A 20,621-nucleotide genomic window follows, 5' to 3' on the forward strand; every position below is an offset into this window, starting at 1 on the left:
TCAGGCCAGGGCGCGGTCGAGCGCTGCGGCGACGTGCAGCGTCGTGCTCGGCAGCACCGGGATGTCGCAGTCGGCCTGGCTGAGCAGCAGCTCGAGCTCGGTGCAACCGAGGATCACCCCGCCCGCGCCGGCGTCCCAGAGCTCGTCGACCAGCGACACCATGGCGCGGCGGCTGTCGTCGAGCACCTTGCCGTGCACGAGCTCGTCGTAGATGACGGCGTCGACCGCCTCGTGGTGGCGGGCGTCGGGCACGACGACGCCGAGGCCGTGGGAGGCCAGTCGGTCGACGAAGAAGTCGGCCTGCATGGTCGAGGCGGTGGCCAGCAGGCCGACCGACTCGAGCCGGTGGGCCTTCGCAGCCTCGGCGACCACGTCGGCGAGGTGCAGCACGGGCACCGACACCGCAGCCTCGACCTGGTCGGCGACCCGGTGGAAGGTCGTGGTGCACAGCAGCAGGAAGTCGGCACCGGCGCGCTCCACGCCCTGGGCCGCGCCGACCAGCAGCTCGGCCACGCCGTCCCAGTCGTCGGCGCGCTGCCGGGCGGTGAGCTCGGCGAAGTCGACCGACACCATCGCGGTGCGGGCGGAGGAGAGACCCCCGACCCGCTCCTCGACGCCGGCGTTGAGCTGCTGGTAGTAGACGGCGCTGGACTCCCAGCTCATCCCGCCCACGAGTCCGATGGTCTGCACGCGCCCATCGTGCCGGGTCGCGCCCGCTCGGGCCAGCCGCGTGTCCACGTCCCGGCCGGCGGCCGGGTCCGTGACCCCTCGGTGCGAGCGCAGCGCGTGACCCCTGGGTGCGAGCGCAGCGCGTGACCCCTCGGTGCGAGCGCAGCGCGCGACCCCTCGCCGGGTCAGACGCGGTGGACCTTGTGCTGTGCGGCCTGGGCGCGGGGGCGGATCACCATCTCGTCGACGTTGACGTGGGCCGGGCGGGTGGCGACCCAGGCGACGGCGTCGGCGACGTCCTCGGCGCGCAGCGGGTCGGCCACGCCCTCGTAGACGCGGGCGGCGGCGTCGGCGTCGCCGCCGAAGCGGACCAGCGAGAACTCCTCGGTCTGCACCATCCCGGGGGCGATCTCGGTGACGCGCACGGGCTCGCCGCACAGCTCCAGGCGCAGCGTCTCGGTGACGACCTGGGTGCCGTGCTTCGCGGCGGTGTAGCCCGCGCCGCCCTCGTAGGCGATGCGGCCCGCGGTCGAGCCCATGTTGAGCACCAGCCCGTCGCCGCTGGCGCGCAGCAGCGGCAGCAGCGCCTGGGTGACGTGGAGGGTGCCGAGCACGTTGACGTCGTACATCGCCCGCCACTGCTCGGGATCGGCCGACTCCACCGGGTCGGAGCCGAAGGCGCCGCCGGCGTTGTTGACCAGCACGTGCACGACGCCGTCGCCGAGGTCGCCGGCGGCTGCCGCCAGGGCCTCGACGGACGCGCGGTCGGTGACGTCGCACGCCACCGCCAGCCCGCCGATCTCGGAGGCGAGTGCTTCGACGCGGTCGGCGCGCCGCGCCGCGCACACGACCCGGAAGCCGGCGGCCGCGAGCGCCCGGGCCGACGCCGCACCGATGCCGCTCGAGGCGCCCGTGACGACCGCGACCCGGCCCGCGGTGCGGCCCGCGTAGGCGCGCGCGTCGAGCCCCTCGGTCGGCGCCGGCGGCAGGCCGGCGGCGGGGGTGGCGGCGGGGGTGGCAGAGGTCGGCGCGTCGCTCATGGCCCCATCCTGCCGACCGCGCCCCACCGTGCGCCGGGTGGGAAGATGGGCGCCATGACGATCACCGCCGCCGCGGACGGCTCGGCCCTCGGCAACCCCGGGCCCGCGGGCTGGGGGTGGTTCGTCGACGAGGAGCGGTGGGCGTGCGGCGGCTGGCCGCACGGCACCAACAACATGGGCGAGCTGATGGGCGTCCTCGACCTGCTGCAGCAGACCGCCCACGTCGATGACGACCTGCTCGTCCTGTGCGACTCGCTCTACGTCATCAAGTCGCTGACGCTGTGGCTGCCGGGCTGGAAGGCCAAGGGCTGGCGCAAGAAGGACGGCAAGCCGGTGCTCAACGTGGAGCTGATGCAGCAGCTCGACGCGGAGCTCGTGGCGCGGCGCGCGAGCGGCCACGAGGCGCGCTTCCAGTGGGTGAAGGGCCACGCGGGCCACCCCCTCAACGAGGCGGCCGACCGGCTCGCCAACGGGGCAGCCACCGCCTGGCGAGACGGCGCGGCCCCGGCGCCCGGACCCGGGTGGCCCGGCGCCCGCCCGGCGACGGTGCGGGGCGGCGTACGCGTGGAGGAGGTCGCCGGTCGGCCCGCCGCCGCGCCGCCCGACGACGAGCTCGACCTCTTCTCGCTGCTGTAGGGTCGGGCGGCGTCCGGCCCGGTCACAGCCGTCGCCGGGGCCGCAGCCGCAGTCCGGTCCCACCGCGGTGGGCGGGTCAGGAAGGACGCCACTCGCCCGATGCGTCGTCGCCACGTCGTCACCGCCGTCCTCGTCCTGCTGCTCGCTGCCGGCGCTTGGGTCGGGTGGACGCTGCTGCAGGTGAAGTCCGACCTCGCCGACGCCGCCACCGCCGCGGCCGGCCTGCAGGACAGCCTCGAGGCGGGCGACCAGGAGGCCGCCCAGCAGCGGCTGGCCGAGGTGCGCGACGCCGCGGCTGACGCCCGGGACCGCACCGACGGGCCGACCTTCGCGGTGCTCGGGGTGGTGCCGGTCCTCGGCGACGACGCCGACGGCGTGGCCACCGTCAGCCGGGTGCTCGACGACCTCGCGGGCGACGGCCTCACGCCCCTGGTCACGGCCACGGAGGAGCTGGACGCCGGGTCCTTCACCCCTCGCGACGGCCGGGTCCCGGTGCAGCAGGTCGCTGAGCTGCAGACCCCGCTGGCCTCCGCCTCGGCCGCCTTCGCCGCCGCCGGGGAGGGCCTCGCCGGGCTGCGCACCAGCGGCTACGTCGACCCGCTGCGCACCCCCGTCGAGGACCTGCGCCGCCAGGTCGACCGGGGCGCGCGCGTCCTGCGCTCCGCCGAGACCGCCGCCGCCGTGCTGCCGTCGATGCTCGGCGCCGACGGGTCGCGGCGCTACCTGCTGCTCTTCCAGAACAACGCCGAGGTGCGCGCCACCGGCGGTCTGCCGGGGGCGCTGGCGGAACTGCGCACCGAGGACGGTCGGCTCGCGCTGGGCCGGCAGGCGACCGCGGGCAGCTTCGGCTTCCGGCGCGAACCCATCCTGCCGCTGACCGAGGCGGAGGTGGCCCTCTTCGACGTGAAGCTGGGGCAGTACTTCGCCGACGCGAACTTCACGCCCGACTTCCCGCGGACCGCCGAGCTCGCGGCCGCGTGGTGGCGCGAGCGCTTCGGCACCCAGGTCGACGGGGTGCTCTCGGTCGACCCGATCGCGCTGTCCTACCTGCTCGAGGCGACGGGGCCGGTCGAGGTCGGTGGGCGCACCATCACCTCCGCCAACGCGCGGGAGGAGATCCTCAACCGGCCCTACCTCGAGCTCACTCCCGAGGCCCAGGACGTGTTCTTCGCGGAGGTGGCACGCACGGTCTTCCGAGCCGTGACCGACGGGGCCGGTGACCCGCGACAGACTCTGGCGGCACTCGCTCGCGGTGCCGAGGAACGGCGGTTGCTCGTCCACTCGTTCATCGCCACGGAGCAGCAGCGGATCGACGGCACGGCCGTGTCCGGCGCTCTGGTCGACGAGACCCCGGAGCAACCGCAGATCGGCGTCTACCTCGACGACGGCACGGGCTCGAAGATGTCCTACTACCTGGAATACGACGTGCGCGTCGAGGCGGAGTGGTGCAGCGACGGCGTGCAGCAGTTCGTCGGTCGCATGGACATCGCCTCCGTGGCCCCCGCCGACGCTGCCACGCTGCCGCCGTCCATCACCGGTGGGGGCGCCTCGGGCACCACACCCGGTGAGCAGCTGGTCACCGCGACTCTCTACGCCCCGCGCAACGGGCAGATCGGGGAGCTCGAGATCGACGGGCAGCCCCTGGAGGGCCCGGCGCCCGTGGAGCACGAAGGACGCCCCGCCCAGATCGCGGTGTTCGCACTGAGCCCCGGCGAGAGCGAGACGCTGACCTGGAAGGTCCGCACCGGGCCCGACCAGCCGGGTGCCGCCCGCCTCGACGTCACGCCGCCCTCGCAGCCCGGCACCGAGTCGGGCCGCATCGCGTCGGCCTGCGGCTGACGGGACCTCCGCCGGGTCCGGACCAGGCGCCACTCGACGGGCGGGGGGCGGCGCGGCACACTGGGCGCCGCTGCGGCCGGACCGCAGCACGGATCAGCGGCCCGCGTGGGGCCGGGTGGGGTCGCAGGAGGACACGACATGCTGCACGTGCTCGCGCGGAGCGCCGGCCTGCTCGGCGGGCTCGCCTGGGTGGCCCGGCTAATCCTCGACCGCACCGGCTCACTGGGTGCCTCCGCCTCCGACGCGCTGCTGTGGGGCGGGGCCGCGCTGCTCGCCGTCGCCGTGCTCGACGTCGGGCTCGGGCTCGTGCCGCGCGCACCGGTCTGGTTGCGCGTCGTCGTCGCCCTCGGGTCCGTCGCACTCGCCGGCTCCGTGGTCGCCGTCCTCCACGGCGACGGCGACGGGGTCGTGGTCGACGGGGTCGTCGGCGCGCTCGCCGTCGTCGTCTTCGCGCTGCGGCTGGTGCGCGGCGTGCGCTCCAGGTCGGAGGGGTCCGCCGCTGAGCAGCGGACCGCCGCCCGTTGCGCCGCGCCCCGTCGCTCCGCCGGCAGCCACGCGCGCTGACCCGGGCGTCGGGCCCTGGTGCTGGGCGGACCGCCCAGCCGCGCCGCTGGGTCGCGCCCCGGGGTCGGTCCGGGGTCCCGCCGGCGGGTCCAGCCACCGCTGCCTGCCGGCGGCGTGCGGGCCGTCGGGACCGGCGTACGGCGGTGGGCGCGGGGCCGTGGGCGCAGGCCGGCCCCGCACTTGTGGCCCAGGTCCTGCACTTGTGGCCCGAGTTCTCGGGCCACAAGTGCAGGAGTCACCGGTCAGCCGGTGACTCCGACAGCATCCGGGCGGCGCTCGACGGCGCTGGGAGGCGTCGACGGCGCTGGGCGGCGTTGGCAACGTCACAGCCCGTACACAGGTAAGGCTTGCCTCACCTACACTCCGCTCGTGACCCTCTCGCCCGAGCTGCACCCGGGGGCCCTGCCCGCGGCGCCGCCGGTGACCGCGCCGGGCGGCCTGGTGGCGCACCTGCGCTCCTTCGGCGAGCTGCCGGCGCTGGTCGGGCGCGGCGTGCCCGGGGCGGCGCTGAGCTACGCCGAGCTCGCGGACCGGGTGGCCGACGCGGCCGCGGCCTTCGGGACCGCGCGCCGCCTCGTGCTCCTGGAGGGGGCGCGCGACGTGGACGGGCTGGTCGCCTACCTCGGCGCGCAGGCCGCCCACCAGGTCGTGCTGCTCGCCGGCGGGCCGGCGCTGGCGCCGCTGCGCGCGGCCTACGACCCCGACGTCGTGCTCGACCGCGCCGCGACCGCCGACCTGCACGCGGCGCTGCGCGACCCGGCTGCAGCCCGCCCCACCTCCGCCCACGACCTGCACCCGGCGCTCGCGCTCCTGCTCTCGACCTCCGGGTCGACCGGCTCCCCGAAGCTCGTGCGGCTCTCGGGCAGCAACCTCGCGAGCAACGCACGCGCGATCGCGGGCTACCTCGACCTGCGCCCCGGCGACGTCGCGCCGACCGTCCTGCCGGTCGAGTACTGCTACGGCCTCTCCGTCGTGCACAGCCACCTCGCCGTCGGCGCCGCGCTGCTGCTCACCGAGGACTCGGTCACCGACGAGCGGCTGTGGGACGACCTGCGCCGCCACGGCGCCACCTCGCTCGCGGGCGTGCCGCACACCTTCGAGCTGCTGGAGCGCAGCGGCGCCGCCGAGCGCCTCCTCGACCCCGCCTCGGGGCTGCGGCTGCGCACCCTGACCCAGGCGGGTGGCCGGATGGACCCCGAGGCCGTCGCCCGCTGGGCCGAGCGCGGCGCGCGCGCGGGCGTCGACCTCGTCGTGATGTACGGCCAGACGGAGGCCACCGCCCGCATGGCCTGGCTCCCGCCGCACCTCGCCGCGACGGCCTCCAGCGCGATCGGGCGCCCGGTCGCCGGGTCGTCCTTCCGCCTCGAGCCGCTGCCCGCCGACGAGGCCGCCGGCCTGCCGGCCGGCACCGGCGAGCTGGTCTTCCGCGGGCCCGGCGTCATGCTCGGCTACGCCACCACCCCCGCCGACCTAGCCCGCGGCCGCGAGCTCCACGAGCTGCGCACCGGCGACCTCGGTCGACAGCGGTCCGACGGGTTGTGGGAGGTCGTCGGCCGGCGCGCGCGGTTCGCCAAGGTCCTCGGGCTCCGGGTCGACCTCGACCGCTGCGAGCGGCTCCTGGCGGCCGAGGGCGTCGTCGCGCTCGCGGCCGACGGCGGCGACCGGGTCGTGCTGGGCGTCTGCGACGGCGCCCGGCCCGTCGACACCGCGGCCGTCCGCGGCCGCGCCGCCCGGCTGCTGGGGCTGCCGCCCGGCCGCGTCGCCGTCGTGACGTACGCCGAGCCGCCGCGGCTGGCGAGCGGCAAGCCGGACCGCCGTGCCGTCGCCGCCCTGGCCGCGACCGACGGGTCGCCCGGGGAGCGCCGTGCGGACCGCTTGCCGGCCGCGACCGCCTCGCCCTACGCGGCAGCAGCGGCCGCGACGGCGGAGGGGGTCGCGGCGCTCTACGCCCGCGCGCTGGGTCGCGACGACGTGTCACCACGCGACACCTTCGTCGGGCTGGGCGGCGACTCGCTGACCTACGTCGAGGTGAGCGTGGGCCTCGAGGCGCTGCTCGGGCGGGTCCCGGGCGCCTGGCCCACCACCCCGGTCGCCGACCTCGCCGACCTCGCCGACCTCGCCCAGCGCACCGGGCGGACGCGCACGGCTGCTGGTCGCGCCTCCCGCCGCACCGCGCCGGGCCGGCCCGCCGGGGCCGCGGGCCCGGCCCCGACGACCGCGCTCGGCCGCGCGCTGCGCCTGCGGCACCTGGAGACCGGGGTGGTGCTGCGGGCGCTCGCGATCCTCACCATCGTCGCCACCCACGCGAACCTCGTCACCCTGCTCGGCGGGGCCCACCTGCTGCTCGCCGTCGTCGGTGCCAACCTCGCCCGCTTCGCGCTCGCACCGGGGCCCGCCCGGGAGCGGACCCGTCGGGTGCTGCTCGGGGCCGCACGGATCGCCGTACCGTCGGTCGTCGTCCTCGGCACCGTCTCGCTGTGGACCGACGGCCTGGGCTGGCGACAGGTGCTGCTCCTCAACAGCCTCACGGCCCACGGGTGGTCGGAGCCGGCATGGCACTACTGGTTCGTCGAGGTCGTGGTCGTGCTGCTGCTCGCCACCGCGGCGCTGCTGGCGCTGCCGCCGGTGCAGCGCCTCGAGCGGCGCTTCCCCTTCGGGCTGCCCGTCGCGCTGGCCCTGCTGGGGCTGCTGACCCGCTACGACGTGGTCGCGACCGACGGCGACGAGCTGCACCGCGCCCAGGTCGTCGCGTGGCTCTTCTGCCTCGGCTGGGCAGCCGCGCGGGCCCGCACCCACGCCCACCGGGTGCTGCTGACCGCGCTCGTCGTCGCGACGGTGCCCGGCTTCACCGGCGACCCGGCCCGCGACGCCTACGTCGCGCTCGGGGTGCTCGCCCTGGTCTGGCTGCCGACGGTGCGGGTGCCCGACGTCGTCGCGCGCCTCGCCGTGCCGCTCGCGGGGGCATCGCTGTGGACCTACCTCGTGCACTGGCAGGTCTACCCGCACCTCGAGCACGACTGGCCGCTGGCCGCGACCGTGCTGTCGTTCGTCGCCGGCCACCTCGCCTGGCGGGCCTGGACGGGCCTGGTGCGGCGGCTGCCGGCGCTGCCTCCCGGGGGCCGCGCACGCGGGTGACCGCGGCCCGTCACCGGGAATGGGGGAGGATCGACGGCGGTTGTCCCCCGAGCCCGGCCGCGGCCTCGCCGGGTGGCCCGGACGGAAAGGCCCGACGTGCACCCTGACCTCGACGCTCCCGCGCGGAGCCTCGGCCCGCTGCGGCGCGTGGCGATGATCAGCCTGCACACCTCGCCCCTCGACCAGCCGGGCACCGGCGACGCCGGCGGCATGAACGTCTACGTCCTCGAGGTCGCCAAGCGGCTCGCCCGCTGCGGCACGGCCGTCGACATCTTCACCCGCGCCACCTCCTCCGCGCTGCCGCCCGAGGTGGAGGCGGCCGACGGGGTGCTCGTGCGCCACGTGCACGCAGGTCCCTTCGAGGGCCTCGCCAAGGACGAGCTGCCGGCGCAGCTGTGCACCTTCGCCCGCGAGGTGCTGCGCACCGAGGCCGCGCAGCCCCACGGCCACTACGACGCGGTGCACTCGCACTACTGGCTCTCGGGGCAGGTGGGCGCCCTCGCCCGCGACCGCTGGGGCGTGCCGCTCATCCACTCGATGCACACGATGGCCAAGGTCAAGAACGACGCCCTCGCCGAGGGCGACACCCCCGAGCCGACGCGCCGCGTCATCGGCGAGCAGCAGGTCGTCGACGCCGCCGACGCGCTCATCGCCAACACCGACCTCGAGGCCAAGCAGCTCATCAACCTCTACGACGCCGACCCCGGCCGCGTGGAGGTCGTCCACCCCGGGGTCGACCTCGGGGTCTTCCGCCCCCACCCCGTCGCCGCGGTGCGCCGCGAGCTCGGGCTGGCCCCCGACGCGCTGGTCGTGCTCTTCGCCGGCCGCATCCAGCCGCTCAAGGCCCCCGACGTGCTGCTGCGCGCGGTGGCGGTGCTGCTCGCCGACGACCCGTCGCTGCGCTCGCGCCTGGTGGTGCCGGTGGTCGGCGGGCCGTCCGGCTCCGGGCTCGAGCACCCCGAGTCGCTCGCGCAGCTCGCCGACGAGCTGGGCCTGCGTGACGTGGTGCGCTTCGTGCCGCCCGTCGACCAGGCCACGCTCGCCCGGTGGTGCGCGGCGGCCACGCTCGTCGCCGTGCCCTCGCACAGCGAGTCCTTCGGCCTCGTCGCGGCCGAGGCGCAGGCCACCGGCACCCCCGTCGTCGCCGCCGCGGTCGGCGGGCTCACCACCGTGGTCGACGACGGCCGCAGCGGGCTGCTGGTCGAGGGTCACGAGCCGCGTGCCTGGGCCGCTGCGCTGCGCCGCGTGCTCGTCGACGCGGACCTGCGCGACCGGCTGTCCGCCGGCGCCCTGCGCCAGGCGCGGCGCTTCGCCTGGGAGCACACGGCCGAGGCGACCGTCGAGGTCTACCGCCGCGCCGCGGCGGCGATGCAGCGCGAGACCGTCTCGTGAGCGGCACGGATCCCCACGAGAGGAGCGCTCGGTGAGCGAGGAGCTGGTCGACCAGGCCTCCGGCGGCGGCGACCCCGCCGTGGCCGACGTGGTGCGGGCGCACCTCGTCGAGTCCGGAGTCGAGTTCGAGGAGCGCACCCCGGGCGTCTTCTCCTGCACGCTGCCCGGGGAGAAGAAGCTGCAGACCCCCGTGCGCCTCGACGTCGGCCCCCACGCGCTCGGCGTGCACGCCTTCGTGTGCCGGCGGCCCGACGAGAACGAGGCCGGCGTCCACCGCTGGCTGCTGCAGCGCAACCTGCGCATGTACGCCGTGGCCTTCGCCGTCGACCGCCTCGGGGACGTCTACCTCGACGCCCGGCTGCCGCTCGCGGCCGTCGAGCCCGTCGAGCTCGACCGGCTCCTGGGCTCGGTGCTGACCTACGCCGACGAGTCGTTCAACACCCTGCTCGAGCTCGGCTTCGCCACCTCGATCCGCAAGGAGTGGGAGTGGCGCCGGCTGCGCGGCGAGCCCACCCACAACCTCGAGGCCTTCCGCGGCTGGCTCGAGGCCGGCGAGGACCCCGGCGCCTGAGGCCTGACGCCGTACGCCGCAGCGTCAGGCCGCGCGGCGGCGCAGCCGCAGCAGCAGGGCCGCGACCAGCCCGGCCAGCAGCAGCGCGCCGAGGCCGAGCAGCAGGCCGAGCGCACCCGGGCCGTCGTCGGTGGCCGCAGCCGTCTCGGAGGCGTCGTCGTCCGGGGCCGGGTCGGCCCCCGGCGAGGGCGAGGTGCTGGGGGACGAGCTGGCGGTGACGCCGACGGGCTCCTGCCCCTCGGCGTACTCGGGGACGCCGCTGGGCTCGCCCACGACCTCGACGCGCAGCCGCACCGGCACGGCGAAGGCGTCGGGGGCGTCGGCGCGCAGGAAGCCCATGCCGAGCACGACGTGGACCTGACCGGCGCGGGTGTGCGTGGCGAGGTAGCTGTCCGGCGCCTCGGCGTTGCGGGCGCGGATCGGTGGCAGGGCTGCGGTCAGCACGCGCGCCTCGTCGCCGTCGTAGAACCCGCCGCCGTCGAGCGGGTCGCCCTCGGTCAGGCGCGGTCCGGCGGTGCCGAGCGCGCCCACGGGGTAGAAGGTCACCGGCTCGCCCTGGACGCCGAGCATCCCGCCGGCGACCGGCTCGGGCTCGAGGCGCGCGGTGACGCGGACGGCCTGGCCGTGGTCGGCGGCAACGGCGTAGACCAGCTGCTCGGAGGGCAGCAGCGTGTCGGTGTAGGTCACGCCCGGCTCGAGCAGGGGCGCGTCGTCGGGGGTGACACCGCCTGCGACCGGGGTCGTGGGACCGCCGCGGGGCACCGGGACGGGGCGGGTCCAGGGGCCGACCCAGTCGTCGACCGGCCCCGGCAGGGCGGCCGCGTTCGTCACCGCGGGGGTGGTGGACAGCTCCAGCCGGAAGTCGGCGCGGTTGTCGAGCTCGACCGTCGCGACGAGCTGCTCGGCCGCCTGGCACTCCTCCTCGGCGAAGCCGGCACGGGTGAACTGGTCGAACTGCACGGCCGCGGTGCTCAGCGGCGTGAGGCCGACGACCTGGAAGGCCTGGTCGAGCGCGTAGGAGCACTCGGTGCCCTCGAGGGTCTGCAGGCCGATGCGGTTGACCACCTGCCAGTTGTCCTCGTCCTTGGGCGGGCGCACCAGCGTGGCGAGGGCGACACCGCCGCCGGCGGGCTTGTCCACGAGGTAGTGCAGCACCTGACCGGGGCGGGCGGAGTCGACGTAGGTGCCCGGCTCGAGCGGCAGGGCCGTCTCGGGGGTCGACCCGCCGCGCACCCGCTCGCCGACCAGGCGGAAGCCGCGCAGGTCGCGCACGCTGACCTTGACGAGGCCGGTGGCGAGGTCGTCGGCCGACGCCGCGTCGACGTAGGTGCCGCCGCCGGCCCGCGCGGTGCACTGCAGCGCGCGGCGCGCCGCCCCGGAGACGTCGAGGCCCACGACGTTGATGCGCACCTCGACGTCGTCGGCGCGCAGCCGCCGCGCCACGGCGCACGGGTCGGGGGCGCAGGTGGGCTCACCGTCGGAGAGCAGCACGATCGTGCGCTCGCCGGTGTCGCCGAGGTCCTCGGCGGCGCCCAGGAGCGCGTTGCCGATGGGGGTCTCGCCGTAGGGCGCGTAGTCGGCCACCGCGTCGCGCAGCGCGTCGCGGTCGAGCGGGCCGACCGGCACCACCGACTGCGTGTCGGTGCAGGCGCCGGGCTCGTCGCGGGAGAAGACCGTGGCCCCGAAGACCCGCAGCCCGACCTCGGCGTCGTCGGGCAGCTCGTCGACGACCTGCGTCAGCGCCCGCCTCGCCGCCTGGATCTTCGTGCCGCCTCCGGGCGCCCGCTCGGCCATCGAGCCCGACGAGTCGAGCACCAGCACGAGCCGACCGGTCCCGTCCTGCTCCGCGCCGGCGGCGGGTGACGGGCTCGTCCCCGAGCCGGTGGCGGCGGTCGGGACGAGCCCCAGCGCGGCGGTCGCGAGGAGCAGGGCGGCCGCGGCGTACGGCGTGGGTCGGCGCATGGTGCCATGCTCCCCCAGGTGGGGGGTGCTCAACCGTCCTGGCCCCCGGCGGTAGTCCGGCACACCTCGGCCCTCCAGCCGGTCCGGAAGGGCCGAGGTGTGTCGGACTACCGCGCTGGGGGGACCCGGCTCAGTCGACGATCAGCGCGCGGGCGGGCTGGGGGCGCCCGAGGTGGTGGCCCTGGCCGACGCGGCAGCCGAGGGCACGCAGGTGGGCGAGCTGGACGGCGTCCTCGACGCCCTCGGCGACGACCTCGCGCCCGGCCGCCTCGACGAGGGCGAGCACGGCGCGCACCAGCTCGAACTCCTCGGGCGACGAGCCGATGCCGGCGGTGAGGGAGCGGTCGACCTTGACGGTGTCGACCGGCGAGGCCCGCAGCTGGGCGATCGAGGACCACCCGGTGCCGAAGTCGTCGAGGCCGAGGCGCACCCCGGTCGCGACGAGGTCCTCGAGCACCGGCACGACCGAGTCGGGGCCGGTGGCCAGCGCCGACTCGGTGAGCTCGAGCAGCAGGCGGCCGGGGGCGACGCGGTGGCGGGCGAGCAGCGCGTGCACGCCGTCGACGTAGCCGGGCTCGCGCAGCTCGTGTGCCGAGACGTTGGCGTGGACGACGACGTCGCCCGGCCAGGAGCGCGCCGCCGCCAGCGCGCCGTCGAGCACGACGCGGCCCAGCGCCGGCATCAGCCCGGACCGCTCGGCCATCTCGACGGTGGGCAGCGCGGGCTGCGGCCCGAGGCGTGGGTGCACCCAGCGCAGCAGCGCCTCGGCGGCGACCACCCGCCCGGTCGCGAGGTCGCGCAGCGGCTGGAAGGCCAGGCCGAACTGCGCGGGCGCCCGCTCGGACCCCGACATCGTGCTGATCGGCGAGATCCGCGACCACGAGACCGCCTCGATCGCGGTCGAGGCGTCCCTCACCGGCCACCTCGGCACCCGACGAGGCGTCCGGGCCCGCGTCGGCGGCCGCCGACGGCTCCGGGGGCTGACGTGGCGCCCTGGGGGAGGCGGCGCTGGCGGTTGCCGGCGCCACCGTGCCCGGGGTCGGTGGCGCCGTGCTCACCCGCTCGCCGGTATCGCCATCCCGCTGTTCCTGAACCAGCGTCAGAAGGCGGCCGACGCCGCGACGAAGTCCGACCTGAAGAACGCCGCCACCGTCCTCGAGACCTACTTCGTCGACAACCAGACATACACGGGCGTGGTCTCTGATGACCTCGCGGAATCGAATGACGACATCACGCTCACCCTCGCGGTGGCGTCCGACGGTGCTACCTACTGCATCACGGGTGTGAACTCGCAAGGAAGCAAGGACTTCAAGTACGACGCCAACGGTGGCGGCCTCGCGGAAGGAACTTGTACGGGTTACACCCCGCCGACCCCTTGATTCACCCCAGGCGGCGCGCCACCCCCGTGGCGCGCCGCCTCGCGGCGTACCCCTGCACGACCCCTGACCAGGAAGGCCGGGGCCCTGCGATGACCGACCTCCTCGCCCTGCCGGCGCACCCGCGCACGGTGACCGGCGCGCCGCGACGCGCGCGGCACGACCGCGGCGCGATGATCGTGCCCGCCCAGCGCTCCCCCCGCGCCGGCCGCCCCGAGGAGACCCCTGTGCCCGCCGAGACCGAGAGCGCCGTCGACGTGCCCGCGCTCGACGCGGTGTGGACCGAGTTCAAGGCCACGGGTGAGGTCGAGCTGCGCAACCGGTTGGTGGTGCAATACTCCCCGCTCGTGAAGTACGTCGCCGGCCGCGTCCGTGCCGGCCTGCCGCAGTCCGTCGACCACGCCGACCTGGTGTCGGAGGGGATGATCGGGCTGATCGACGCGCTGGAGAAGTTTGAGCCGCAGCGGGGCCTGGCCTTCCCGACCTACGCCGTGCCGCGCATCCGGGGCGCGATCATCGACTCCATCCGCGCCGCCGACTGGGTGCCGCGCTCCGTGCGCACCCGCGTGCGCGACGTCGAGCGGGCCAGGGCCGAGCTCGCTGAGCGCCTCGGCCGCGCCGCGACCGACGACGAGGTCGCCGCCGAGCTCGGCACCACCGCGGCCGAGCTGCGCACGGCCGCCGAGCCGCGCACCTTCGTCTCCTACGCCTCGACCGACGACCTCGCCGACCTCGAGGAGCTCTCACCCGCCCTCGACGACGCCTTCGGCGACGACGGCGTGCGTGCGCTGCTGATGCCGGCCGTGCACGCACTGCCCGAGCGCGACCGCGTGGTCGTCGCGCTCTACTTCTTCGAGGGCCTCACCCTCGCCGAGATCGGTCAGGTCCTCGGCGTCACCGAGTCGCGGGTCAGCCAGCTGCGCTCCCGCGCCACCCGCGCCCTCCGCGAGGCGCTCGCCGACCTGTCCTGACCGGCGTACGCCCGTCGCGCCGCCGCCGCCCCCTCGCGCCGCACCGCCCCCCGCTGGGGTGCAATTGCTGGGTTGTCGCCCGGCTACTAGCCGATAGCCGGGCGACAACCGCGCAATTGTGCCCAGCAGGGCTGTGCAACCCGCCGGTAACCGCTCTGTCGCGCACAATTGCGCCGAGAACGACGGGCCCGAGGTCGGCAGGATCTCGCGCTGCCCTGACCGGAATCGGCTCGCCGGGCTGTCACCAGCGTCCGTAGTCTTGGCCAGTGACCACCGCCCCCGCCGTACGCGAGCCCTCCGCCCCCGCCACGTCCGGGCTGGCGTGGCTCCCGCTGGCGGCGGTGGCGACCACGCTGCTGCTGTGGGCGAGCGCGTTCGTGGCGATCCGGCACCTCGTCGACGACTTCTCGCCGGGTGCGCTCAGCCTCGGCCGGCTGCTGATCGGGGCGTTGTGCCTCGCGGTCGTCGCGCTGCCGCGGGGCCTGCCGCGCCCGACCGGCCGCGAGTGGGTCTCGCTCGTGACGATCGGCGTGCTGTGGTTCGGCGTCTACAACGTCGCGCTCAACGAGGGCGAGCGCCGCGTCGACGCCGGCACCGCGGCGATGCTGATCCAGGTCTCGCCGGTGCTGATCGCGCTGCTCGCCGCGCTCTTCCTCAGCGAGCGGTTCACCGTCTGGCTCGCGCTCGGTCTCGCGGTCGCCTTCGCCGGCGTCGCGGTCATCGCCTTCTCCAGCGACCAGGCGGGCGGTCGCGACGCCCTGGGCGTGCTGCTGGTGCTGGTCTCGGCGGTCGTCTACTCGATCAGCGTGATCCTGCAGAAGCCCCTCATGGCGCGCCACCAGGCCGTCCACGTCACCTGGATCGCCTGCACGGTCGGGGCCGTGGTCTGCCTGCCCTTCGCCGGCGAACTCCTCGCCCAGACACGCGCCGCCCCGGCGTCGTCGATCGCGTGGGTCGTCTACCTCGGCGTCTTCCCGACCGCGATCGCCTTCACGACCTACGCCTACGCGCTGCGGCACATGTCGGCCAGCTCGCTGGGCGTGACGACCTACCTCGTCCCGCCGATCACCATCGTGCTCGGCCTGGTGCTCCTCGGCGAGCAGCCGCCCCCGCTGGCCTACCTCGGCGGCGTCCTCGCCCTCCTCGGCGTCGCGCTCGCCCGCCGGCGCCCCCGACCGCGCCGCACCGAGGCGGCACCCGCCCCGGCCTGAGGCCCGAGGCCCGAGGCCACCGAGGTCAACCCAGCGCGGCGAGCGCCGCCGTGGCGTCACCGGCCGCAGCGAGTCGCGCGCCGAGGTCGGGTGCGCCGGCCAGCGCCACCTCGGCGGGACCCACCACGGCCTCGACCAGCCGGAGGGTGCGCTGCCACGCGAGCTCGTCGGGGTCCGGCGCGAGCACACGGCCGTAGCCGCGCGTCAGCCACGCCTCCTCCTCGCTCCCGACGTGCACGCCGAGGCCGTCGCCGGTCAGCCGCTCCAGGTCGCGCTCGCGCGCCGCGGCGCCCGCACGCCACCACCCGAGCAGGACGGGACGGTCGTCGGCGAGCAGCACGTGGCGCAGGTGCAGGTCGCCGTGGCAGGCGACGAGCGGACGGTCGGCGCGCGGCGTCAGCAGCACGCGCGTCGCCCGGTCGAGCGCGCGCCGGTGCTCGCGCAGCCCGTCGCGCAGCGCCCCGAGCGCGGCCCCACCGGTCCGGGTCGCGACGACGCGACGCCGCACCGCCTCCAGCCGCGCCGCGAGCGCTGCGGGGTCGGGCTGGGGCACGGGCGGCAGACCGTCGACCGGCAGCGCGTGCAGCCGCCCGAGGGTCTCGCCGAGGGCGACCCAGTGCGCCCGTCCGAGCCGGGCCTCGGGCGCCGGCACCCCGTCGAGCCACGGCACGACGCTCAGCGCTCGCCCCGCCACCGCGACGTGCGCGGTGCCGTCGACGGTCGGCACCGGCGCGGCCACGCCCGGCACCCCGGCCGCCGCAGCCGCGAGGGCCGTGGCGAGGCCACCGGCACTGTCGGGAGGCCCCAGCTCCACGGCGTACGCCGTGTCCCCGACCGTCACCCGCCACCGGCGGCTGCCTGGGCTGCCGGCCAGCTCGACGGCCGCGGCGCCGTCCTGGTCGAGCCCGCGCGCCGCCCACCCGGCCGCCAGCGCGTCGCGCACCGGCGGCGGCAGGTGCCTCACAGGTCCAGCTTGTAGCCCAGCCCGCGGACGGTGACGAGGCGCTGCGGGGTCGAGGGGTCGGGCTCGATCTTGGCGCGCAGCCGCTTGACGTGCACGTCGAGGGTCTTGGTGTCGCCGACGTAGTCGGAGCCCCACACCCGGTCGATGAGCTGGCCCCGCGTGAGCACCCGGCCGGGGTTGCGCAGGAACATCTCGAGCAGCTCGAACTCCTTGAGCGGCAGCCGCTGCTCCTCGCCCCCGACCGTCACGACGTGGCGCTCGACGTCCATGCGCACCGGGCCCGCCTCGAGCACCGCCGGGTCGGCCTCGGGCTCGGCGCCGCGCCGCAGCACCGCGCGGATGCGGGCCACCAGCTCGCGGGGGGAGTAGGGCTTGGTGACGTAGTCGTCGGCGCCGAGCTCGAGCCCGACCACCTTGTCGACCTCGTCGTCCTTGGCGCTGACCATGATCACCGGCACCGACGAGGTCTGCCGGATCTGCCGGCACACCTCGGTGCCCGGGATGCCGGGCAGCATCAGGTCGAGCAGCACGATGTCGGCGCCGTTGCGCTCGAACTCGGAGAGTGCGGCGTTGCCGTCGGCCGCGATGGCCACCTCGAAGCCCTCCTTGCGGAGCACGTAGGCGAGGGCGTCGCTGTAGCTCTCCTCGTCCTCGACGACGAGTACTCGGGTCACCGGATGACCTCCTGCTGGTCGGGGCCCGCGCCGTCGGCGGGGGCGTGGTCGGGGTCGTGCACGTGGTGCGGTGGTGCGGGTGCCGGGGCGCCCGCGGTCGCGGCGCGCGGCAGGCTGAGGGTGAAGGTCGAGCCCTCGCCCTCGACCGACCACACGCGCACGTCGCCGCCGTGGGTGGCCGCGACGTGCTTGACGATCGACAGGCCCAGGCCGGTGCCGCCGGTGGAGCGGTGGCGGGCGGGGTCGACGCGGTAGAAGCGCTCGAAGATCCGGTCGATCTCCCCGGCGGGGATGCCGATGCCCTGGTCGGTGACGCCGACCTCGACCGTGTCGTCGTCCGCGCGGGCGGCGACGAGCACCGACGAGCCGCGCGGGGAGTAGTGGACGGCGTTGGCGACGAGGTTGGCGACCGCGACGGTGACCTGCTCCTCGTTGCCGACGACCTGCAGGCCGGGCTCGGCCTGGGTGACGACGGTGATGTCGCGGGCGCGGGCCTCGATGGCGGTCTGGTCGACGGCGTGGTGCAGCACCGACGCGACGTCGACGTCGGCCGGCTCCTCGAGCGGGTCGTCGGCCTGCAGCCGCGAGAGCTCGATGATCTGCTGCACGAGGGTGCCGAGCCGCTCGCTCTCGGTGATCATCCGCCCGGCGAAGCGCTCCACGGCCTCGGGGTCGTCGCTGGCGTCGCCGACCGCCTCGGCCAGCAGCCGCACCGCGCCCACGGGGGTCTTGAGCTCGTGGCTCACGTTGGCCACGAAGTCGCGGCGCACGGCCTCGATGCGGCGCTCGCGGGTGCGGTCCTCGACCAGCGCGAGCACCAGCTGAGAGCCGAGCGGGGCGACCCGGGCGGTGACGTGGCGCGGCGGGTGCCCGGGGCCGCGGCGGATCACCAGCTCGGTGTCGCGGATCTGGCCGTCGCGACGCACCGCGCGGACGGCCTCGGCGAGCTCGGTGACCACGAGCTCCTGCCCGCGCACCAGCCCGAGGGCGTACGCCGGCGCCGAGGCCTTCAGGACCACGTCGCGCTCGCCGAGCACCACCGCCGAGGAGCGCAGGACCGACAGGACGGTGCCGACGCCGGGCGGCACCGCGGGCGGCGCCTCCTCGGGCACGCGGTGCTGGATCCGGTCGCTGACGTGCCACGCGAGCACGGCCGCACCGCCGACCAGTGCCCCGAGGAGCGCGGCCAGGAGCGCCTGCGTCGTCGGGTCCACGCCGCGATCGTACGCACGGCGCGCCGCCCCCGGAGACCAGCGGGAGGCTGGTGGGCGGCTGTTCACCGCGCGTTCACGCCGCGGCGGTCTGGGGCAATCCGGGCCGCCTACGGTCGTGACCATGCGTGAGGCCTTCTACGACCAGCTCGACCGCACCCTCGGCGACCTGGTCTCCATCACCCGTCGTGTCGAGTCCGCCGTCTCCGTGGCCACCCGCGCCCTCATGGAGGCCGACCTCGCCGCCGCCGAGTCCGTCATCTCCGGTGACGCCGCCATCGACCTCGCCCGCGAGCGCGTCGAGGACAGCTGCTTCGCGCTGCTCAGCCTGCAGCAGCCGGTGGCCACCGACCTGCGCACCGTCGTGGCGGCCCTGCGCATGGTCTCCGAGCTCGAGCGGATGGGCGACCTCGCCGTCCACGTCGCCAAGATCGCCCGCATGCGGGTGCCCGACCTGGCCGTGCCCGCCGACGTGCGGCCCACCGTGGAGCAGATGGCCGCCGTGGCGCTGCAGATGGTGCACCGCGTCGTCGACATCATCGAGCGCCGCGACGTCGAGGCCGCCCTCGACCTCGCCGCCGCCGACGAGGAGATGGACGGCCTGCGCCGCCAGAGCTTCCGCGACGTGCTCGACGAGGGCTGGGCCCACGGCGTCGAGGCGGCGGTCGACATCGCCCTGCTCGGCCGCTACTACGAGCGCATCGCCGACCACGCCGTCTCGGTCGCCAACCGCGTCGTCTTCGTCGTCACCGGCGAGTACCCCACCGCCGACGCGCCCGCCTGAGCCCACCGTCGTACCGGCCCCTGGGTCGCCGGCGGGTGCGTCATGCGCGGTGTACGCGGTTGCGTCGGGACCGCATGACGCAGTGCGGGGGCGCCGGGGAGTGCGTCATGCGCGGCGTACGCGGTTGCGTCGGGACCGCATGACGCAGCAGCGGCGCCGGCGCGTGCGTCATGCGCGGCGTACGCGGTTGCGTCGGGACCGCATGACGCAGCAGCGGCGCCGGGGACCCCGCGACAGGCGAGGGCCGTGAGGCTCAGCGACCCTGGCTGGCGACGGCAGCAGCGGCGGCGGCCGCGGCCTCGGGGTCGAGGTACTCGCCACCGGGAACGGTGGGGCGCAGGTCGTCGTCGAGGCGGTAGACCAGCGGCATGCCGGTGGGGATGTTGAGCCCGGCGATGTCGTCGTCGGAGATGCCGTCGAGGTGCTTGACCAGCGCGCGCAGGCTGTTGCCGTGCGCGGCGACGAGCACGACCTTGCCCTCGCGCAGGTCGGGGACGACCGACGACTCCCAGTAGGGCAGGAAGCGGGCGATGACGTCCTTGAGGCACTCGGTGCGGGGCAGCTCGTCGCCGAGGCCGGCGTAGCGCACGTCGTGGGCCTGCGAGAACTCGGCGTCGTCGTCGAGCGGCGGCGGCGGGGTGTCGAAGCTGCGGCGCCAGAGCATGAACTGCTCCTCGCCGAACTCCTCGAGGGTCTGCTTCTTGTCCTTGCCCTGCAGCGCGCCATAGTGGCGCTCGTTGAGCCGCCACGAGCGGTGGACGGGGATCCAGTGGCGGTCGGCCGCGTCGAGCGCGAGGCAGGCGGTGTTGATCGCGCGGCGCTGCAGCGAGGTGTGCACGACGTCGGGCAGGACGCCCGCGTCGCGCATCAGCTCACCGCCGCGCACGGCCTCGCGCTGGCCCTTCTCGGTGAGGGCCACGTCGACCCAGCCGGTGAAGAGGTTCTTCGCGTTCCACTCGCTCTCGCCGTGGCGGAGCAGGACCAAGGTGTGGCTCACTCGCCGGCCTCGTCCTCGGGCAGCTCGAGGTCGGCGTCCTCCTGGTCGGGGAACTCGACCGGGGTGAGCTCCTCGCCGTCGATGCCGGCGTACTCGTCGTTGTTGGGCAGCACGGGGATCTCCATCTCCTTCGTGGTGCCGTCGGCGAAGGTGAGGGTGATCTCGACGAAGTCGCCGAGCGCGAAGTCGCCGGAGACGCTGATGCGGGAGGCCTCGACCGTCTCGGCCTCGACCGTGCCCGGGCCGGGGGCCGCGCCCTCGATGCCGTAGGCGAGGTTGACGAAGCCCTGCGGCAGCAGCTCGACGTCGCCGGGGATGTCGAAGGTGAGGGTGGAGCCGTTCTCCGGGTTGACCCCGGTGATGTCCTCCAGCGTGGCGTCGTCCTCGCGCGAGTTGTTGGACAGCGAGGCGATGAACGTGCCGGTGTCGCCGTCGGTGGAGACGATCGCGGCGTTGAGCACGTCGACGTCGCCGTCGCGGTCGTTGACGCCCGCAGCCGGGGTGTAGATGTAGTCGGTGGCGTACTCCTCGCCGCAGCCGGCGAGCAGGGGCGCGGCGAGCACCAGGGAGCCGACGGTCAGCGCCGTCGTGCGCGTGATCTGCATCAGGAGGCCTCAGCGGGTCC

At 75.8% G+C, this 20,621-nt stretch carries 19 protein-coding genes; 10 read left to right on the forward strand and 9 right to left on the reverse strand.

Features of this window, described 5'->3' with window-relative positions; translation table 11 throughout:
- Both BJ989_RS05530 and BJ989_RS05535 read right to left on the reverse strand, forming a co-directional pair.
- On the reverse strand, nucleotides 1-690 hold the full coding sequence (locus BJ989_RS05530) for an amino acid racemase (RefSeq protein ID WP_179517346.1): 690 nt from the start codon (nucleotides 688-690) through the stop codon (nucleotides 1-3).
- A gap of 164 nt (nucleotides 691-854) precedes the next feature.
- Nucleotides 855-1,709, reverse strand: a complete 855-nt coding sequence (locus BJ989_RS05535) for an SDR family NAD(P)-dependent oxidoreductase (protein ID WP_179517347.1) — start codon at nucleotides 1,707-1,709, stop codon at nucleotides 855-857.
- Nucleotides 1,710-1,763: 54 nt separating this feature from the next.
- Between BJ989_RS05535 and BJ989_RS05540 the strand changes: the two genes are divergently transcribed.
- The 6 genes from BJ989_RS05540 (at nucleotide 1,764) to BJ989_RS05565 (ending at nucleotide 9,846) form a co-directional block, all read left to right on the forward strand.
- On the forward strand, nucleotides 1,764-2,345 hold the full coding sequence (locus BJ989_RS05540) for a ribonuclease H family protein (RefSeq protein ID WP_179517348.1): 582 nt from the start codon (nucleotides 1,764-1,766) through the stop codon (nucleotides 2,343-2,345).
- A 99-nt stretch (nucleotides 2,346-2,444) separates the two neighbouring features.
- Nucleotides 2,445-4,184, forward strand: a complete 1,740-nt coding sequence (locus BJ989_RS05545) for a DUF4012 domain-containing protein (RefSeq protein ID WP_179517349.1) — start codon at nucleotides 2,445-2,447, stop codon at nucleotides 4,182-4,184.
- Between the two features lie 138 nt (nucleotides 4,185-4,322).
- Entirely contained in the window at nucleotides 4,323-4,748 is a 426-nt protein-coding gene (locus BJ989_RS05550) for a hypothetical protein (RefSeq protein ID WP_179517350.1), read from the forward strand.
- Nucleotides 4,749-5,117: 369 nt separating this feature from the next.
- The gene (locus BJ989_RS05555; RefSeq protein WP_179517351.1) at nucleotides 5,118-7,883 is read left to right on the forward strand and encodes an AMP-binding protein; all 2,766 of its coding nucleotides are present in this window, start codon (nucleotides 5,118-5,120) and stop codon (nucleotides 7,881-7,883) included.
- Nucleotides 7,884-8,036: 153 nt separating this feature from the next.
- Nucleotides 8,037-9,275: a D-inositol-3-phosphate glycosyltransferase gene (gene mshA / locus BJ989_RS05560; protein ID WP_179519404.1), complete on the forward strand. Its 1,239-nt coding sequence runs from the start codon at nucleotides 8,037-8,039 to the stop codon at nucleotides 9,273-9,275.
- Nucleotides 9,276-9,306: 31 nt separating this feature from the next.
- Nucleotides 9,307-9,846, forward strand: a complete 540-nt coding sequence (locus BJ989_RS05565) for a type III secretion system chaperone family protein (protein WP_343049116.1) — start codon at nucleotides 9,307-9,309, stop codon at nucleotides 9,844-9,846.
- A gap of 24 nt (nucleotides 9,847-9,870) precedes the next feature.
- Here BJ989_RS05565 and BJ989_RS05570 read toward each other — a convergent pair whose 3' ends face one another.
- Together BJ989_RS05570 and BJ989_RS05575 are read right to left on the reverse strand one after the other, a co-directional pair.
- A complete protein-coding gene (locus tag BJ989_RS05570; RefSeq protein ID WP_179517352.1) occupies nucleotides 9,871-11,808 on the reverse strand; it encodes a VWA domain-containing protein in 1,938 nt (645 codons plus the stop codon).
- A 130-nt stretch (nucleotides 11,809-11,938) separates the two neighbouring features.
- Nucleotides 11,939-12,661: an EAL domain-containing protein gene (locus BJ989_RS05575; protein ID WP_179517353.1), complete on the reverse strand. Its 723-nt coding sequence runs from the start codon at nucleotides 12,659-12,661 to the stop codon at nucleotides 11,939-11,941.
- A gap of 1 nt (nucleotide 12,662) precedes the next feature.
- Here BJ989_RS05575 and BJ989_RS18990 point away from each other — a divergent pair, with 1 nt between their 5' ends.
- The 3 genes from BJ989_RS18990 to BJ989_RS05590 all read left to right on the forward strand — a co-directional run bounded on the left by BJ989_RS18990 (nucleotide 12,663) and on the right by BJ989_RS05590 (nucleotide 15,366).
- Nucleotides 12,663-13,187, forward strand: a complete 525-nt coding sequence (locus tag BJ989_RS18990; protein WP_425489981.1) for an ATPase, T2SS/T4P/T4SS family — start codon at nucleotides 12,663-12,665, stop codon at nucleotides 13,185-13,187.
- 89 nt (nucleotides 13,188-13,276) lie between these two features.
- Complete coding sequence (locus tag BJ989_RS05585; RefSeq protein WP_246283407.1) at nucleotides 13,277-14,155, forward strand: FliA/WhiG family RNA polymerase sigma factor; 879 nt, start codon at nucleotides 13,277-13,279, stop codon at nucleotides 14,153-14,155.
- 266 nt (nucleotides 14,156-14,421) lie between these two features.
- The gene (locus BJ989_RS05590; RefSeq protein ID WP_343049117.1) at nucleotides 14,422-15,366 is read left to right on the forward strand and encodes a DMT family transporter; all 945 of its coding nucleotides are present in this window, start codon (nucleotides 14,422-14,424) and stop codon (nucleotides 15,364-15,366) included.
- 25 nt (nucleotides 15,367-15,391) lie between these two features.
- Here BJ989_RS05590 and BJ989_RS05595 read toward each other — a convergent pair whose 3' ends face one another.
- From BJ989_RS05595 to BJ989_RS05605, 3 genes are read right to left on the reverse strand one after another with little or no spacing between them, the layout of a single operon-like run.
- The gene (locus BJ989_RS05595) at nucleotides 15,392-16,330 is read right to left on the reverse strand and encodes a phosphotransferase (protein WP_179517354.1); all 939 of its coding nucleotides are present in this window, start codon (nucleotides 16,328-16,330) and stop codon (nucleotides 15,392-15,394) included.
- On the reverse strand, nucleotides 16,327-17,004 hold the full coding sequence (locus tag BJ989_RS05600; RefSeq protein WP_179517355.1) for a response regulator: 678 nt from the start codon (nucleotides 17,002-17,004) through the stop codon (nucleotides 16,327-16,329). The genes BJ989_RS05595 and BJ989_RS05600 overlap by 4 nt, the downstream gene beginning before the upstream one ends.
- On the reverse strand, nucleotides 17,001-18,218 hold the full coding sequence (locus BJ989_RS05605; protein ID WP_343049118.1) for a sensor histidine kinase: 1,218 nt from the start codon (nucleotides 18,216-18,218) through the stop codon (nucleotides 17,001-17,003). Before BJ989_RS05605 ends, BJ989_RS05600 begins: the two co-directional genes overlap by 4 nt.
- A gap of 121 nt (nucleotides 18,219-18,339) precedes the next feature.
- Here BJ989_RS05605 and phoU point away from each other — a divergent pair, with 121 nt between their 5' ends.
- Nucleotides 18,340-18,999: a phosphate signaling complex protein PhoU gene (gene phoU / locus BJ989_RS05610; RefSeq protein WP_179517357.1), complete on the forward strand. Its 660-nt coding sequence runs from the start codon at nucleotides 18,340-18,342 to the stop codon at nucleotides 18,997-18,999.
- A gap of 253 nt (nucleotides 19,000-19,252) precedes the next feature.
- Here the strand turns inward: phoU and BJ989_RS05615 are convergent, their stop codons facing one another.
- The gene (locus tag BJ989_RS05615; RefSeq protein ID WP_179517358.1) at nucleotides 19,253-19,996 is read right to left on the reverse strand and encodes a phosphoglyceromutase; all 744 of its coding nucleotides are present in this window, start codon (nucleotides 19,994-19,996) and stop codon (nucleotides 19,253-19,255) included.
- On the reverse strand, nucleotides 19,993-20,601 hold the full coding sequence (locus BJ989_RS05620; RefSeq protein WP_179517359.1) for a hypothetical protein: 609 nt from the start codon (nucleotides 20,599-20,601) through the stop codon (nucleotides 19,993-19,995). Before BJ989_RS05620 ends, BJ989_RS05615 begins: the two co-directional genes overlap by 4 nt.
- Nucleotides 20,602-20,621 lie beyond the last annotated feature (20 nt).

This window comes from Nocardioides perillae, assembly GCF_013409425.1.
GTDB classification, from domain to species: Bacteria; Actinomycetota; Actinomycetes; order Propionibacteriales; family Nocardioidaceae; genus Nocardioides; species Nocardioides perillae.

Coding starts and splice junctions, on each gene's coding strand:
- BJ989_RS05570 (WP_179517352.1), bottom strand. CDS start 11,808: ATGCGCCGACCCACGCCGTACGCCGCGGCCGCCCTGCTCCTCGCGACC.
- BJ989_RS05540 (WP_179517348.1), top strand. CDS start 1,764: ATGACGATCACCGCCGCCGCGGACGGCTCGGCCCTCGGCAACCCCGGG.
- BJ989_RS05575 (WP_179517353.1), bottom strand. CDS start 12,661: ATGTCGGGGTCCGAGCGGGCGCCCGCGCAGTTCGGCCTGGCCTTCCAG.
- BJ989_RS05535 (WP_179517347.1), bottom strand. CDS start 1,709: ATGAGCGACGCGCCGACCTCTGCCACCCCCGCCGCCACCCCCGCCGCC.
- BJ989_RS05585 (WP_246283407.1), top strand. CDS start 13,277: ATGACCGACCTCCTCGCCCTGCCGGCGCACCCGCGCACGGTGACCGGC.
- BJ989_RS05620 (WP_179517359.1), bottom strand. CDS start 20,601: ATGCAGATCACGCGCACGACGGCGCTGACCGTCGGCTCCCTGGTGCTC.
- BJ989_RS05545 (WP_179517349.1), top strand. CDS start 2,445: ATGCGTCGTCGCCACGTCGTCACCGCCGTCCTCGTCCTGCTGCTCGCT.
- mshA (WP_179519404.1), top strand. CDS start 8,037: ATGATCAGCCTGCACACCTCGCCCCTCGACCAGCCGGGCACCGGCGAC.
- phoU (WP_179517357.1), top strand. CDS start 18,340: ATGCGTGAGGCCTTCTACGACCAGCTCGACCGCACCCTCGGCGACCTG.
- BJ989_RS05550 (WP_179517350.1), top strand. CDS start 4,323: ATGCTGCACGTGCTCGCGCGGAGCGCCGGCCTGCTCGGCGGGCTCGCC.